Annotated in this window: 18 protein-coding genes; 11 read left to right on the forward strand and 7 right to left on the reverse strand. The window is 31.9% G+C overall.

Annotated elements, in window-relative coordinates:
- Positions 1–481: transposase (locus tag IAI10_RS20600; RefSeq protein ID WP_315675193.1), on the forward strand; the 481-nt coding region annotated here is incomplete at its 5' end.
- Positions 482–546: 65 nt separating this feature from the next.
- Here IAI10_RS20600 and IAI10_RS20605 read toward each other — a convergent pair.
- Complete coding sequence (locus IAI10_RS20605; RefSeq protein ID WP_315675194.1) at positions 547–852, reverse strand: tyrosine-type recombinase/integrase; 306 nt, start codon at positions 850–852, stop codon at positions 547–549.
- A 199-nt stretch (positions 853–1,051) separates the two neighbouring features.
- Positions 1,052–1,888 (reverse strand): CPBP family intramembrane glutamic endopeptidase, encoded by an 837-nt coding sequence (locus IAI10_RS24705; RefSeq protein WP_396334411.1) that lies wholly within the window; start codon positions 1,886–1,888, stop codon positions 1,052–1,054.
- 162 nt (positions 1,889–2,050) lie between these two features.
- Between IAI10_RS24705 and IAI10_RS20615 the strand changes: the two genes are divergently transcribed.
- Positions 2,051–3,259, forward strand: a complete 1,209-nt coding sequence (locus tag IAI10_RS20615) for a transposase (RefSeq protein WP_315675196.1) — start codon at positions 2,051–2,053, stop codon at positions 3,257–3,259.
- 117 nt (positions 3,260–3,376) lie between these two features.
- Positions 3,377–3,712 (forward strand): hypothetical protein, encoded by a 336-nt coding sequence (locus tag IAI10_RS20620; protein ID WP_315675197.1) that lies wholly within the window; start codon positions 3,377–3,379, stop codon positions 3,710–3,712.
- Between the two features lie 277 nt (positions 3,713–3,989).
- Here IAI10_RS20620 and IAI10_RS20625 read toward each other — a convergent pair whose 3' ends face one another.
- Complete coding sequence (locus IAI10_RS20625) at positions 3,990–4,214, reverse strand: hypothetical protein (RefSeq protein ID WP_315675198.1); 225 nt, start codon at positions 4,212–4,214, stop codon at positions 3,990–3,992.
- A gap of 277 nt (positions 4,215–4,491) precedes the next feature.
- Between IAI10_RS20625 and IAI10_RS20630 the strand changes: the two genes are divergently transcribed.
- Positions 4,492–5,988, forward strand: a complete 1,497-nt coding sequence (locus tag IAI10_RS20630) for an SIR2 family protein (RefSeq protein WP_315675199.1) — start codon at positions 4,492–4,494, stop codon at positions 5,986–5,988.
- Between the two features lie 123 nt (positions 5,989–6,111).
- On the opposite strand, the gene IAI10_RS20635 is transcribed toward IAI10_RS20630, so the two are convergent.
- Positions 6,112–6,255, reverse strand: a complete 144-nt coding sequence (locus tag IAI10_RS20635; protein ID WP_315675200.1) for a hypothetical protein — start codon at positions 6,253–6,255, stop codon at positions 6,112–6,114.
- A gap of 219 nt (positions 6,256–6,474) precedes the next feature.
- Between IAI10_RS20635 and IAI10_RS20640 the strand changes: the two genes are divergently transcribed.
- Positions 6,475–6,723, forward strand: coding sequence for a hypothetical protein (locus IAI10_RS20640; RefSeq protein ID WP_315675201.1), 249 nt, complete (start codon positions 6,475–6,477; stop codon positions 6,721–6,723).
- A 64-nt stretch (positions 6,724–6,787) separates the two neighbouring features.
- Here the strand turns inward: IAI10_RS20640 and IAI10_RS20645 are convergent, their stop codons facing one another.
- Entirely contained in the window at positions 6,788–7,441 is a 654-nt protein-coding gene (locus IAI10_RS20645; RefSeq protein ID WP_315675202.1) for a pentapeptide repeat-containing protein, read from the reverse strand.
- Positions 7,442–7,714: 273 nt separating this feature from the next.
- Between IAI10_RS20645 and IAI10_RS20650 the strand changes: the two genes are divergently transcribed.
- From IAI10_RS20650 to IAI10_RS20675, 6 genes are all read left to right on the forward strand, one after another.
- The gene (locus tag IAI10_RS20650; RefSeq protein ID WP_315675203.1) at positions 7,715–8,023 is read left to right on the forward strand and encodes a hypothetical protein; all 309 of its coding nucleotides are present in this window, start codon (positions 7,715–7,717) and stop codon (positions 8,021–8,023) included.
- A gap of 370 nt (positions 8,024–8,393) precedes the next feature.
- A complete protein-coding gene (locus tag IAI10_RS20655; RefSeq protein WP_315675204.1) occupies positions 8,394–8,825 on the forward strand; it encodes an Rrf2 family transcriptional regulator in 432 nt (143 codons plus the stop codon).
- A 114-nt stretch (positions 8,826–8,939) separates the two neighbouring features.
- Complete coding sequence (locus IAI10_RS20660; RefSeq protein WP_315675205.1) at positions 8,940–9,575, forward strand: NAD(P)-dependent oxidoreductase; 636 nt, start codon at positions 8,940–8,942, stop codon at positions 9,573–9,575.
- A 345-nt stretch (positions 9,576–9,920) separates the two neighbouring features.
- On the forward strand, positions 9,921–10,244 hold the full coding sequence (locus IAI10_RS20665) for a hypothetical protein (protein ID WP_315675206.1): 324 nt from the start codon (positions 9,921–9,923) through the stop codon (positions 10,242–10,244).
- A 172-nt stretch (positions 10,245–10,416) separates the two neighbouring features.
- Positions 10,417–11,109 (forward strand): DNA/RNA nuclease SfsA, encoded by a 693-nt coding sequence (gene sfsA / locus IAI10_RS20670; RefSeq protein WP_315675207.1) that lies wholly within the window; start codon positions 10,417–10,419, stop codon positions 11,107–11,109.
- A 93-nt stretch (positions 11,110–11,202) separates the two neighbouring features.
- A complete protein-coding gene (locus tag IAI10_RS20675; RefSeq protein ID WP_315675208.1) occupies positions 11,203–11,703 on the forward strand; it encodes an NUDIX domain-containing protein in 501 nt (166 codons plus the stop codon).
- Positions 11,704–11,766: 63 nt separating this feature from the next.
- Here IAI10_RS20675 and IAI10_RS20680 read toward each other — a convergent pair whose 3' ends face one another.
- Together IAI10_RS20680 and IAI10_RS20685 are read right to left on the reverse strand one after the other, a co-directional pair.
- Complete coding sequence (locus tag IAI10_RS20680; protein ID WP_315675209.1) at positions 11,767–12,939, reverse strand: ABC transporter permease subunit; 1,173 nt, start codon at positions 12,937–12,939, stop codon at positions 11,767–11,769.
- Positions 12,939–13,898: an ABC transporter ATP-binding protein gene (locus tag IAI10_RS20685; RefSeq protein ID WP_315675210.1), complete on the reverse strand. Its 960-nt coding sequence runs from the start codon at positions 13,896–13,898 to the stop codon at positions 12,939–12,941. Before IAI10_RS20685 ends, IAI10_RS20680 begins: the two co-directional genes overlap by 1 nt.
- Positions 13,899–13,979: the final 81 nt, after the last annotated feature.

Below are 13,979 nucleotides of genomic sequence, written 5' to 3' on the forward strand. Positions count from 1 at the left end.
CTACGCTAAACGCTTCGAAATAAGGCAAGAAAAATCAGAGCCGATTATAGAAGCTTTTATAAAATACGTAGATGAAGAAATTCCTAAAGCTCTACCTAAAAGTCCACTTGGCCAGGCGCTAGCCTACACTCAAAAGCTTTTGCCAAGTTTTGGAATTTTCTTAACAGATGGATCTCTCGAAATCGATAATAATGCATCTGAAAGAGCTATAAAAGCCTTTGTTATAGGTCGTAAAAATTGGGTGTTGCATAACACTTCAAGAGGTGCTAGCGCTAGCGCCACTATTTACAGCGTTATAGAAACAGCTAAAGCTAATGGTTTAGCTGTAGAAAAGTATTTGGTCTACTTAATAGATGTACTTTCTAATTTGGAGGATAAGGATAAAAACAAAGATACGCTGCTAAAACATATGCCTTGGTCGGAACAACTTCTAGCCAATGTATTCCTTCAAAATCCTGATATTCATAATTCAAAGAACTAGCTTAAATCCAATAGCGAAGCGGTGATGATACATGCTTTCTACTGGATTTAGTTTATCAAAATTTATTAGAAATTTGTATACGGAGAATTTTTGACGGTTACAAATAATTCAACAGCTTCAATCCTTTGTTTAGGCATTACGTGAGTATATATATCTGCAGTAATTGAAATATCAGAATGACCTAAAAGTGTTTGAACTGTTTTTAAGGGAACTTTATTTTCAAATAGCTGCGTAGCAAAAGTATGCCTAAGAGCATGAAATTTTTTATGCGGGATATTAGCTTTAATCAGCAAATTTTTATAACTTGAGAATAAATTTTTGCTACATATAGGATTACCAATAGCCGTTGCAAATACAAGATTACTATCCATGTAAGAAGATCCTGCCTGTAATTTTTCTAAATCTTGCTTAGCTTTGTGAGAATTTATGATTTTCATTAGGCTCTTTTCGTAAATATTGTTGGTAGAAATTTAGAACACCTTGAAAGGTGTTCTTTTGTTTAGTACACATTGTAAGAATATTAAGTATTAGCCATGTTTGATTTTGTAAATAAAATTCATTACTATTAAATTAGGAAATCACTCCACTTAAAACCATACCAATATTAATAATGATATGCCATATTATTGATGGATAAATGCTATCAGTTCTTAAATCCACAATAGCAAACCATATTCCACCAAAAGAAAACAAAATGGATGGTAATAATGAAAATCCAAGAGAAATATGTTGCAATCCAAATCCAATACTTGTAAATATCACTGCATATATAGTATTATTTAAGTTATCTCGAAAGATATTTAACAGTAATCCTCTCCATATTACTTCTTCAAATATAGCATTAAGTAAAGAAAATAATATAGTAAACAAAATTAAAGAACTCGTAAAACAAGGTCTATGTATTAATACAAATGGTATAAAAATGCACATATTAATTAATACAGCTTGTACTAAAAAATAGGAAACCCTTATTGAACATCTGCCTCTTGATATATACGGAAAAAATATTCGATTATTCCATAATGGCTTATTAAAGCTTTTAAATACTGGTCTGTTGTAAATAAATGAAACTATAAGACAACATAAGATAATCATTATAAGCAAACATCTATTTACTAAAATTCTTGAATAATTATTTGCAAAAAAATATTTAAGCTCAAAGCTTGAATATTGATATAACATAAATCCAACTAAAAAAGCTAATATGTTTAAGCTAAATAATCGGGTCTTTTTTTCAAATAAGCTTAATAATAAAATCATAAATAGAACAGAAAAACTTCCAATCCAGTATGAATATGAAACAAATATTATACCTGTCAAGAAAAGAATTAGTTGAATAAAATATTTCTTCTTCATTTTTATATATGCACCTCGCTTCTTCACTTTATTAAATGTCATAAATACCATTGTGACGTTTAATAAGAATATTACTTACCTTGTTAATTATTTATTTCTCCTATAAATGAGCATTTTAGCTTCCAATAAGTTACAATACAAAAAATAAAAACATTTATGCACTCTTTTGTTATAATTAAGTTGCATACAAAACACAACAAAGGAGAGACATAAATGTTCATAGAATCAATTATAACAAATTCATCATCTATAATCAAATTTTTAAAGAAATCAAGGCTTGCACTGTATTTTACTAAGCCTCAAATTCACATCATAGCACTAATAATGAGTGCTATGATTAAAAAAGGATTTTCGGGTAAAGTTACTGATGCAGCAGATCTTATGCCGTTCAGGCATAGGACTAATATTGGAAGATTTTTATCCCAAAGTCCTTGGAATGAAGATTATGTTGAAAGAGCATTACTCAAGCTAGTTGTACAAAAGATTTGGGATATTTCTAAAGCAACTGATAAACCTATTTATGTTGCTATAGATGATACAATTTCAGAAAGAACTGTGCCCTCGTCAAAGGCAATACATCCTATTGAAAAATGTAGTTTCCACAAGTCTCGTTTAAAAGGTAAAACTGTCTACGGACATCAACTAGTGACCGTTATGCTTATTTGTGATGATGTTGTAATGCCATATTCAATTTCTATTTATGATAAAAAAAACAAAAGTAAGATTGACATGGCTATTGAGCTTATTAAATCTTTGCCTAATCCAGTAAATGAAGGCTTTATTTTGTGCGATAGCTGGTATAGTTGCAAAAAGGTTTTTAATTCTGCTAAAGTATCTGGCTTCAAATATGTTGGTGGCTTTCGCACCAACAGGGTAATTTACCCTGAAAGGTATAAAAAGCTTGGCATTAAGCTTAACCATTTTGGAAAAACATTAACTAAAGAAGATGTTGATCTAGTCAAAGTCGGCAATTCCGAATATTATGTTTATTCCTACAAGGGTAGATTGAATGATCTAAAAGAATCTTTAATTGTCCTTAGCTGGCCCAAAGAAGCACTTTTCAAAGAAGGCTGTCTAAGAGCATTCATAAGTACCACCGATTTAAATATGTCTATACTAGAATTACTGAACCATTATAGGCATAGGTGGCCGATAGAAACATTCTTCAGAGGATCTAAGAAAAAGCTAGGATTAGACGACTATCAAATTCGTAGCGAGAAAGGTATAAAACGATACTTTCTCATCATGATGGTTACTTATGTCTATTGGGGTTTAGAAGTATCTGAAGATACTTTAAAATTTAGTGACGGCATAAAAACAGCAAGAGCTCAATTAGAATTCCCAAAAATAGCTTTTATATATGAGAAAATTCAAGCTGGCGCTTCGCTTGATGCCATTTTACAGCTTTTCAAAGCTGCATAAGGATATTTTTAATTATTGTACTGGTAATATTTGTTTGCTGTTTCGCTCATTTATAGTTTATGAATTTATATTGTATAATAGGTATATAAAGTAAAAAAATTATATATGAGGTAAAAAATGAAATATAGTAAACAAGTTGTTATTTCAATTTTGATAATTGCTATACTCACAATAATTACTATTACATATTTAAAAAATATAGATACAGCAAAAGTTGATGCATCTGTTATAAGTACTTCAGAAAGTTATATAATTATTAAAGATTTGAATCATAATGAAAAATTTATTATTAATAATAGTAAAAGTCTAGAACTTGTAGACAAAAATAATAATATTAAACTATGGGATGAAATAAAAGGTTCAACAGTAATAAAAGTTTATTATAGTGGACCTATTAAAGAAACATCTCCAGCTGTATTCACAAAAGTAGTAAAAATAGTAATTATAAGCTGACAGTATAGTGCATATACTTATATTGCAATAGTACGTATTAATATTTTTTTATCCTTCTGTTCAATTTCCGATAATTATTTATTTCCTGCTCTATTTGTGTTTATTTCTACGGCATTAGCAGCATGTACTATGCCATTTATTAAGCTTTATTCCATTTAGTCAACTCATTTTTGGCTGCAAATTATATAGGAGAAATCACGCAGAGAAAGTTGTTGCATTTAATAAATTGAAATCTAGAATGTAAAATATTATGTTCTATACGAAAAATAAGAGGCATTCATCCTTTAGTATTTTTAAATGCATCTATAATAAGAAGTATACTAAAGAAAATTAAAGATATGAGCCCGACTACCGAAAGCAATGTAAAAATTATGCGGAGTATAGTCCATATAATATATGAACTATATGAATCATCAAATATCCTGTACACACCAAGGCTATTTAATAAAATTAAAATAATAGCACCTAATATTCCAAATAACAAATTTATTTTTTTATCCATTCACAGACCTCTCTTATTCATAATGTAATTATTTATAATAATATCATTATATTACCAGTAAAACAACGAGAAAAAGCTATAAAATTTTTATCTTCACAAAATTTATATTAGAAGGGCGATTTCATAGAAAACAAAAGCTTAACTAAAATTAACCTTTCAAAAGCCGCAGCCGTATTGTAATTAATTAAAAACTATGCTTATATTATTGTATTAGTAGTTTTTGTAAGGAATATAACTAAGACATAGATTAATTTTAAAAGGTTGTGAGTTCGGAGTCATGGGAGAAATTGAAGAAATAATAAACAAGCTAAGAGATCAGAACAATAATATTCAATCAGCTATTAATATTGAAACCTTAATATTGAATATACTTACAATGTATTCCTCAGATCAGGGGAAAGATATAAAAACTAATTTACGCGTGCCAAAGAAAATAGGCTATCTAAGCTTGGATGCATATTTACCAGAGGGTATTGATAATTGCTATGGTGGAACAGTGGTTGATGTAAAGTCCTATATAAAAATAGAATCTGTTATGAATTTTTTCTCAGAGGATAATAATTTATTTCAGGATTTGTTAGAGACTAACGTGGAGTTAAAGAATATCATATGCATATTTACCATGGATATAGAGGATGCTCATAAGCAAAAGCTTTTATCAAAGCTAAAGTCAAAGGATATAAATGTGGTGATATGGGGAATGAGTGATTTGGAGAGAATCAGCTCAGACCATATTGAAGACATTAATAAAATCAGTAAAAGTTTATCTGTTATCATGTTGGAGAGTGCCATTGTTAACAGCGTAAATAATGAAGATGATGACTGGCGAAAGAGGAATGAGATTTATATAGAAGGTCTGAAGAAAAAGTATTATGATGATAATCTTGTTATGTTTCTTGGAGCTGGTACTTCCAAGGATGCGGAGATTCCAACTTGGAACGAGCTTATCTTCGAACTTATAGTATCTTTAATAAGTGAAAATTCTAAGCATAATTTTACGAATGAAGAAAAGAAGTTCATAGTCTCGAAAATAAAAAATATGAATTTAGATTCACCCTTATTGGAAGCAAGATATGTAGAAAAGGGCTTAAGGGATGGCTTCATAGATAAATTAACGGAGCTGCTTTACAAGAGGTGCATAAATACCTCAAATATATTAGAAGAAATAACTCAGCTCTGCATACCTATACGAGGTGGGATAGGCATAAGGGCAGTGGTTACGTATAATTTTGATGATTTACTGGAGTACAATCTCAACAGTTTAGGGATTACGCATAGGAGCATCTATACAGAGGAAGTTCCTCTTAAGCATGAATTGGGAGTTTACCATGTACATGGTTTTTTGCCCAGAGATAGAAACAGATATAAAGATCTTTCAAAATGGCTGCTGGTTTTCTCAGAAGCGGGCTATCACAGCCTTATTTTAGATCCATATAATTGGGCAAATATTGTGCAGTTAAATTACTTAAGAGAAAATACCTGCCTATTTATAGGGATGTCCATGACGGATCCTAATTTGCGAAGGCTATTAGATATCGCAGCAGTAAGAAGGCAGGAAAATGATAATTTATGTAAGCATTATGCTATCTTGAAGAAGGAAGAATTTAAGGTAGACAAACTAATAGATAGTAATATTGATGAAAATAAAATAAAGGTATTCGAGAAAGCAAATAGAAACATAATGGAATTATCCTTCAAGGAGCTAGGAATAAATATTATTTGGATAGAGGATTTTAAAGAAATCCCTGGCATATTGAAAAAAATAAAGGAATAATAAAAGCAGAAAAACAGCAAGTTTGAAGTCGTTTCATACTTGCTGTTTTAATTCTAGGTTCTGTTTTAAATCAGTGCTGATTTTTTAGCACTGATTTAAAACATGACCTAATTTTATTAGCAGTTAATTATTCTCTGCTTTAATTTCTCTCAAGCAGGATACAAGATTACCTTTACTGCGGTGAAAATTAACACATTCACAGCATTTACCATGTCTTTCACAACCAGTATTAGGGCATGTACAATTCTTTTCATTACAACCAGCCATATTTAATTGCCTCCTTACTAAGATAAAATTAGGAAAATAGTTCGTTAGGTATATTATAAAAGGACAGCTTGCTAAATACAATTGATTTTTATTTTAGTGGAAGTCTAATTGCTACATTAGATATATTTAGAAGATATGGGAATATAGATAGTATATGTTTGTAATTGTTGTTTTAAATGTTTATAATTGGTATAATCTTTATGCAAGGAGGATTACAACATGTATGGATTAGAAGGTATATTTCAAATGATTTTTTATCTGCTGATGGCAGTTGCAGTATTGGGGGGAATTCTATCAAAAACTAAAATTCCATGCGTAAAGATAATGCTGCTGGGAATTGGAATCATAGTTTTTTCTAGTGCTGTTTTAAAAGACAAGATGCAATATGGAATAGATGATCTTATTTCACTTGTGGGGTTAAGCTTATGTATAGTTGGTTTTATTCTTGATGACAATAGTAGACTTTAGCAAAGGAAGAGTGAATTGCTTAATGAGGTGTTAAGCTAATACATTCTTCCAGTCCTCGCCTTCATTATTCTTTTAATACTACACCTAAAATACTTACAATTGAGATGGCTTGGCCGTAGGAAATTATTGCTCCTTGAATATCTTCTACGCCGGCAGAAATATTATCGATGGTGCAGCTGGTAAAGTCTATTCCTTTTAATTTTGTATTGTGAAATTGGCTTTGAGTAAGGTCACTATTTCTAAATTCTATTTTGGAAAATTCACTTTCATAAAAATCTGCATAGGGCAGCTGGCAATCTTTAAAGAGTGCTTGTTTAATATCTGTAAATCTAAAAAGTGTATATTGACCGCTGCATTCATTAAATAAAACGTTTTTAAAATGTGTTTCGGAGAAATTGCTTCCTGTAAGCTTGCAGTTTATGAATTCTACTCTATGCATAGAAGATCCATTGAAGTTAACATTGGAAAGATCGCAATTTTCGAAGCGTACATCTAAAAGATCAGCCTGCTCCAAAGAAACATTTATAAACTTTACATTTTTAAATATTACTTCGTTGAAGGAGGTCTGCCTCGCATTTATATATTCTAATAAGCTTTCATTTATCAATGCAGCTGCAATAGAATCGTAATCAGACATCACATCATTTAAATCTAATTTAGGTAAATTATCATTAATTTTTGGCTTTTGTATTTTAACACCATTTTTATTTTCAGCCATTTTATTTTTTATCTCTCCTTATAATTCGTTTTCAGGTAATGATATATAATATCAACCTATGTCCCTATTATTATATATAATGTAAAACTAAAAATATACCCTAATTTAAAACTTCATTCATTTTGAAAGGAGATGCTTCAAATAAAAAGGAAAATAGTTTTTTTAACATTTATCCTATTTATATCTATATTTATGATTACATCTTCTATAAAAATCTCAACTACGAGTAAAGTCAAATATGTAGATATCTATAATTTCGTAAGAGAGATGTTTTTGACAGACAAAGGCTATACTGAGGATACAGCCAAGCATATATCCCAAACTGCCTTTGAAAGAATTAATATATATCATGTTTATAATGTAAACAATCCAAAATATAAAAAGCCCTTTAAAATAAATTTTTATTTAAAGGAAGACTCGCAAAGAAAAAATGGCAATATAATTCATGTGAATATGATATATTCAGTAGAAATCAAGGATACAAACAATAAAACCTTAGGTGGCTCTTTACATGTGCCCATGGTTCTTGAGGTTGAAAAAGCTGATGACTGGTATATAGTGACGGAACATGAAGAAATCTAGATTTTCTAATGATTATTCCTGTTTATGTAAATATTAGCTGCTTGTACAATTTTAAAGGAGGCAAAGATTATAGAGATATATGCAAATACTCTTAGTATGTATTCTATAATTCCGATAAAACCAATACTGCTTAATAAAGTGGAGGTATTATCCATAAAAAGGCTCCTTTCCATCAATAAATATATTAGGAATATTATACCATGATGTTTTTTTAAATGTCTATGCTTTCAGAAAATGTTGCTAGGCTACTCAAGCGGATATGGAGCGGAAAAAGATTCCATGCAGCTTCAGATAAACAAAAATTGATGTATCAAATAAGTATTGACAAATTTAATTGTTGTAACTATAATGGTTACATGAGGTGATACAAATGAAAATTAGCAGCCGTTTTACCGTAGCAGTGCACATATTATCTCTCATAGCTATTGATAACAATAATCTTTGTACTTCTGAATGGATTGCAGGAAGTGTCAATACTAATCCGGTAGTCATACGCAGAATAACAGGTATGCTGAAAAGAGCAGGGCTTGTAAATGTGGCAGCGGGTACTGGTGGAGCAGCACTTGAAAAGAGCTTGGCGGAAATCACTCTTCTTGAGGTTTATAAGGCTGTAGAGGTAGTGGAAGAAGGAGAACTTTTTCAATTTCATGATGATCCCAATCCCGATTGTCCTGTAGGAGCTAATATTCAAGGGGTGCTTGAAATTATATTATTGCAGGCTCAGGAGGCTATGGAAAAAGTGCTTCAAGGTGTAACTATGGAGGACATAGTTTTTAATTTAAATAAAAAAATTGAATGCTAGGAAGGTTCAATTTTTTTTAGAACAGATGTAACTGATTCCGTTACAACGGTTGCTTAGTTAGTAAATAAAATTATGTTTTTAAAACAAATTCTAAAATGAAGAGGAGTAATTGAAATGAAGATAGGAATAATAGGAGCAAGTGGAAAAGAAGGAAGTTTAATATTAAAGGAAGCCTTAGGAAGAGGACATGAGGTTACAGCTTTAGTTAGAGATGCAGCAAAGATTAAAGAGCAGGGAGTTAAGGTGGTACAAAAAGATATTTTTGATATAAAAGCTGAGGATATAAAGGCTTTCGACGTAGTGGTAAATGCATTTAATGCTGCACCAGGCAAAGAAATTCACCATATAGAAGCAGGCAGAGTGCTTATTGAAGCATTAAAAGGCGCTGCAGATACAAGGCTTATAGTCGTGGGAGGCGCAGGAAGCTTGTTTGTTGATGAAGCAAAAACTTTAAGACTTTTTGACACTCCAGATTTTCCAGCAGCATATCTTCCAACAGCAAAGAATATGGGAGAAAATTTAAAGGAATTAGAAAATAGTAAGGATATAAAATGGACTCATATAAGCCCTTCAGCTTTCTTTGATCCACAAGGGAAAAGAACAGGAAGCTATGTAGCAGGAAAAGATAACCTTCTTGTAAATTCAAAGGGACAGAGTTATATAAGTTATGCTGATTTTGCTATTGCAGTAGTAGACGAAGCAGAAGCTGCAAAGCATGTAAATGAAAGATTTACTGTAGTAGGAGAGTAGTATATTTAGCTTAATTAACAGATGCTGACATAAAAAGATTATTTGTTTTAAGATATTAAGATAAAATTCTTAAGTTAGAAATTTAAAGTTATTATTGAGGAAATCGTCTCTTTATGAGTCGATTTTCTTTTTTATACTAATATATAAATGTATGCGGTGGTGTTGAAAATGTTTATTATGTTGATAACTTCTGTGGATATGTTGATAACTTTAGGGAATATTTATATTTGTAATATAATATAAATTAGATAGGAGCTTTATTAAATTAGGAGGGTGTATCTCATTATAGAAGGTAAATTTTATGATGCTTAGATTATTTTCTATGTAAAAATGAGGTGTAAAGTTATGATTGATCATGGAAATAATAAAAGTGATGAAATTGTTTTAGATGCTGGGAATAGACTTATTTTATGTATTGAGGATCTAATGGAATTACTTAGAGAAAAAGCTTCTGATTCCTCTTATATAAAGGACAAGGGGAGAGAGCTGAAGGATGAAATATGCAATTTTGAAGCGGCTTATCAGAATAGTTTTGCCAGCTGCTACAAGGAGTATATTGATGACATGGTCACTTCCTATATACTAGGTGAAAGCAGCAATAAAGATATGGATAACTTACATGAGCTTTGTTACAAGATAAGAGAATTTTTAAGAAATTCAAATAATTAGCCTATGAATTACCCACAGAATTGTGGATTGTTTCTGTGGATAATGTGGATATCTATGATATAATATGTGTACAGATATGCTGCTTCTGCATTTAATCATGGTAAGAAGTAGATAATGAATATTATTATTAAAGACTAGCATGTGGATAAATTTATACCTATGAGGAGAAAAAATGTATATAGAGAAAAAAATTATTAAGGCACAATTTATAAATAGACCTAATCGATTTAAGGCTTATGTGAAGCTTAATGGAGAAGAAATCATGGTACATGTACCGAATACGGGAAGATGCAGGGAGATACTCACTCCAAATTGTACTGTGCTTTTGAGGAAGGAAGATAATCCTTCAAGAAAAACACAATATGATTTAATTGCTGGGTATAAAGGGGATAAGCTTATAAATATTGACTCTCAGGCACCTAATGCTGTGGTGGACGAAGCCCTTAAGCAAGGAAAAATAGAGAAGCTTAGAAAATATAAAAACATACAAAGGGAGAAGACCTTCGGAAGCAGCAGGTTTGATTTTAAGCTTACAGACGATGAGGGAAATGAGTACTTTTTAGAGGTAAAGGGAGTAACCTTGGAGATGGACGGAAAGACCATGTTTCCTGATGCGCCTACGGAAAGAGGAGCAAAGCATATGGCAGAGCTAGGTAAAGCTTTGAAGGAAGGAAAGGGAGCTGGAGTATTATTTCTAATACAAATGTCAGGAGCGGAGAGCTTTTCCCCAAATGATGTTACAGATAAAAACTTTAGTGAAACCTTAAGATTTGTAAATGAGCAAGGAATAGATGTATTCGCCTATGAGTGCATAGTTACTGAAAACTCTATAACTCTTAACAAAAAGGTGCCTGTGGTGCTTTAAGTAGGGGTTACTTTACTTACAAAGTTGAGTAAATGGTGCTCCTATGCTAAAATAAAGTATATGATTTTTGCAGTAGCTGTTTGAGGTGAGTATATGAAATTTAATTATTGTCCAGTGTGTGGAAGAAGACTTATAGAAAAATATAGCTGGGATGAAGGCGGGGTACCTTACTGTCCTCATGATGACATAATGTATTTTGATACTCCAAAGCCATGCATTATGGTGGCTGTCATAAAAGAAGACAAGATACTTCTTCTCAAGCAGAGCTACATATATAAAAACTCTAAGGTGCTTGTATCAGGTTATGTAAGCCAAGGTGAGCAAATCGAAGATACTGTTTTAAGAGAAGTAAAAGAGGAAACAGGAATAACTGTGGACAATGTAAAATATTTAGGCAGTGAATATCTAAGGTATAAGGAAATAATAATGCTGACTTTTGTGGCTAGATATGTGTCAGGAGAGATAGTTAAATCTGATGAGGTAGAGGGAGTAGAATGGGTACTCATAAGTGAGGCTCTAGAAAAAATGTCTGAAGATGAAATAGGAAAAAGAGTTGTAGCAAAGGCTTTGAATAAAATTGCAAATGATAAATGATAAAATGAGGCAGAAAGGCTTGTTAGCTTTTCTGCCTTAAATATTTCAATTTTAAACAAAGATTTATATAAGCATGTCCTGTTTAGTGAATACCCTATGAGCTATAGCATAGCTTGCTACAAGCCACACTATAAGCACTATTATTCCGCCTAAAGGAGTTGCTATATTACTTGAGGTAGCTATGGTACTGCTGTTAAGCACAGATACCTGATCTCCATAGGCTGTAAATATGAAAGGCTTTATTACTTTGAAATATTTTATAATACCAGCTATATTAATAGCAATAGGTAAAATTACACCCAAAGTCATGGATAAAGCACTGCTCTTAATTACTGCGGATAGAAGGAGAAAGAAGGAGGTGACAGCAGCTATGAATAAAATCTGATAGAGCAAGACTTCAAGTAAGAATTTCCCTGATGAAATAAGATAGGAGCTTCCATAGATTGCTACCATGGTGCTTCCGCTGCTGGCATCAAGTACCACAGATTTATATTTAGTGCCTACTGCTATGGGCGAAGAAAAATCTCCAAAACCGTATATTACACCCATTATAAGTGTAACAAGGATTTCTATACCAATAATTACTGCTACATTAGCTATTATAGCTGCCAAGAACTTAGAAGCAAGAAGCTTAGCCCTAGAAATTGGTCTGGTTAACAGCACCTTCATAGTAGGGGGGGTATACTCTGAGGAAACTATATCAGAAGCCATTATGGCTATTATTATAACAATGAATAGAGGCCCTAAGCTTTCAATTATGTTGAGAAGCATATTAATGCCTGAAGGTTTAGTATCATCTGAGTATTTAATATTGTGATCTAGCATGTATTGATATCTTATAAGCTCTTTTCTGATGTTTTCTTTTGAACCATCACTTTCAGAGGCATTCTCCATGGAATTTTTGGTGGAGTCTATTTGCTCTTGAAGCTTTTCTTTCCAATTGTCATTATTGATTTCAGAACGATTTTTTAAATTGTTAAGCGCAAGCTGCTGGGAGGCAAGCTGATTGCTTAAATCCTTCTTTTTTGCTTCGTCAGTTTCCTTATCAAGTTCTTCTTGAGTCTGTTTAATGAGGTTTTCCTGGGCGTTTATTACGGACTGTGAAGTTGCATATTTATATACAAGAGATATAGATATGCATATAAGTGCGCTTAGAGCAGCAAAAACCAAGACTGAAACCAAAAACTTTTTTCTGAGATGCAATTTTATCATTTCATTTTTAAGCAGTGATAGCATTATTGTTTACCTCCTAAAGAATTTGCTTGAGCTGAAGCTTTATTGGATTTTATTATCTGAAGATATCTAGACTCCAAATCTTGATGCCTTTTATATACTTCTTCCAAAGGTATTTCGCTTTTTGCTAAAGCGAAAATCATTTGTGAAGCAGAACCTTTATCTGCGGATATAACTATAAGCTCATTTTCTTTGTTAATATTGTGCACATATGGAAGGCCTTTAAGAACCTCCATACATTTATCTTCGACCGTAGTTGAAATTATTATAGTTTCTGTCGCATCCTCCTTTGAGTCGCCAGATACTAAAGAGCTTATGGATTCTATGGCTTTTATTTCTCCGTTATTTACGAAAGCAACTCTGGTACAAAGCTGCTGCACTTCAGATAACATGTGAGAGGATACGAAAACAGATATTTTGTTTTCTAAAGAGAGCTTTTTTAATATATTTCTAAATTCTATTATTCCCGTTGGATCCAATCCGTTAGTAGGCTCGTCCAATATAAGTATTTTAGGCTTTGACAAAAGGGCTTGAGCAAGTCCTAGACGCTGCTTCATACCTAAAGAATACTTTTTTACTTTTTCGTTTATTCTTCCGCTAAGACCTACTAAATTTACTACCTCATCTATGTCCTTAGCTGTTATGGATTTGTTAATTCTAGCTAATTGGCGCAGGTTTTCAATACCTGTCATATATGTATATAGCTCAGGATTTTCCACCACAGCACCAATATTTTTTAGTGCTTCTTCACGCTCTGTCTGTATATCTTTGCCTGCTATTTTAATGCTGCCTGCATCTGGTTTTATAAGTCCTACCAGCATCTTTATGGTTGTGGTTTTTCCAACGCCGTTAGGTCCTAGAAAACCATATATTTCGCCTTCTTCCACTTGAAAGCTTATATTTTTAAGTATTGGTCTCTTTCCTAAGCGCTTTGAGATGTTATTTACTTCTAATATGACCATTTAGGGGCTCCTTTCATGATAAATTAATATAATTATACCTTAGCGTGGATAATATTTCAAATTAAGTATATTTGTGCTATG

Source organism: Clostridium sp. 19966, assembly GCF_032335695.1.
Lineage (GTDB): Bacteria > Bacillota > Clostridia > Clostridiales > Clostridiaceae > JACTOJ01.

Excerpts from the sequence above, each read along its gene's own strand:
- IAI10_RS20665 (WP_315675206.1), top strand. The coding sequence starts at position 9,921 with ATGATTGATCATGGAAATAATAAAAGTGATGAAATTGTTTTAGATGCT.
- IAI10_RS20675 (WP_315675208.1), top strand. The coding sequence starts at position 11,203 with ATGAAATTTAATTATTGTCCAGTGTGTGGAAGAAGACTTATAGAAAAA.
- IAI10_RS20615 (WP_315675196.1), top strand. The coding sequence starts at position 2,051 with ATGTTCATAGAATCAATTATAACAAATTCATCATCTATAATCAAATTT.
- IAI10_RS20680 (WP_315675209.1), bottom strand. The coding sequence starts at position 12,939 with ATGCTATCACTGCTTAAAAATGAAATGATAAAATTGCATCTCAGAAAA.
- IAI10_RS20655 (WP_315675204.1), top strand. The coding sequence starts at position 8,394 with ATGAAAATTAGCAGCCGTTTTACCGTAGCAGTGCACATATTATCTCTC.
- IAI10_RS20630 (WP_315675199.1), top strand. The coding sequence starts at position 4,492 with ATGGGAGAAATTGAAGAAATAATAAACAAGCTAAGAGATCAGAACAAT.
- IAI10_RS20645 (WP_315675202.1), bottom strand. The coding sequence starts at position 7,441 with ATGGCTGAAAATAAAAATGGTGTTAAAATACAAAAGCCAAAAATTAAT.
- IAI10_RS20640 (WP_315675201.1), top strand. The coding sequence starts at position 6,475 with ATGTATGGATTAGAAGGTATATTTCAAATGATTTTTTATCTGCTGATG.
- IAI10_RS24705 (WP_396334411.1), bottom strand. The coding sequence starts at position 1,888 with ATGGTATTTATGACATTTAATAAAGTGAAGAAGCGAGGTGCATATATA.
- IAI10_RS20660 (WP_315675205.1), top strand. The coding sequence starts at position 8,940 with ATGAAGATAGGAATAATAGGAGCAAGTGGAAAAGAAGGAAGTTTAATA.
- IAI10_RS20605 (WP_315675194.1), bottom strand. The coding sequence starts at position 852 with ATGGATAGTAATCTTGTATTTGCAACGGCTATTGGTAATCCTATATGT.
- IAI10_RS20620 (WP_315675197.1), top strand. The coding sequence starts at position 3,377 with ATGAAATATAGTAAACAAGTTGTTATTTCAATTTTGATAATTGCTATA.
- IAI10_RS20635 (WP_315675200.1), bottom strand. The coding sequence starts at position 6,255 with ATGGCTGGTTGTAATGAAAAGAATTGTACATGCCCTAATACTGGTTGT.
- IAI10_RS20685 (WP_315675210.1), bottom strand. The coding sequence starts at position 13,898 with ATGGTCATATTAGAAGTAAATAACATCTCAAAGCGCTTAGGAAAGAGA.
- IAI10_RS20625 (WP_315675198.1), bottom strand. The coding sequence starts at position 4,214 with ATGGATAAAAAAATAAATTTGTTATTTGGAATATTAGGTGCTATTATT.
- sfsA (WP_315675207.1), top strand. The coding sequence starts at position 10,417 with ATGTATATAGAGAAAAAAATTATTAAGGCACAATTTATAAATAGACCT.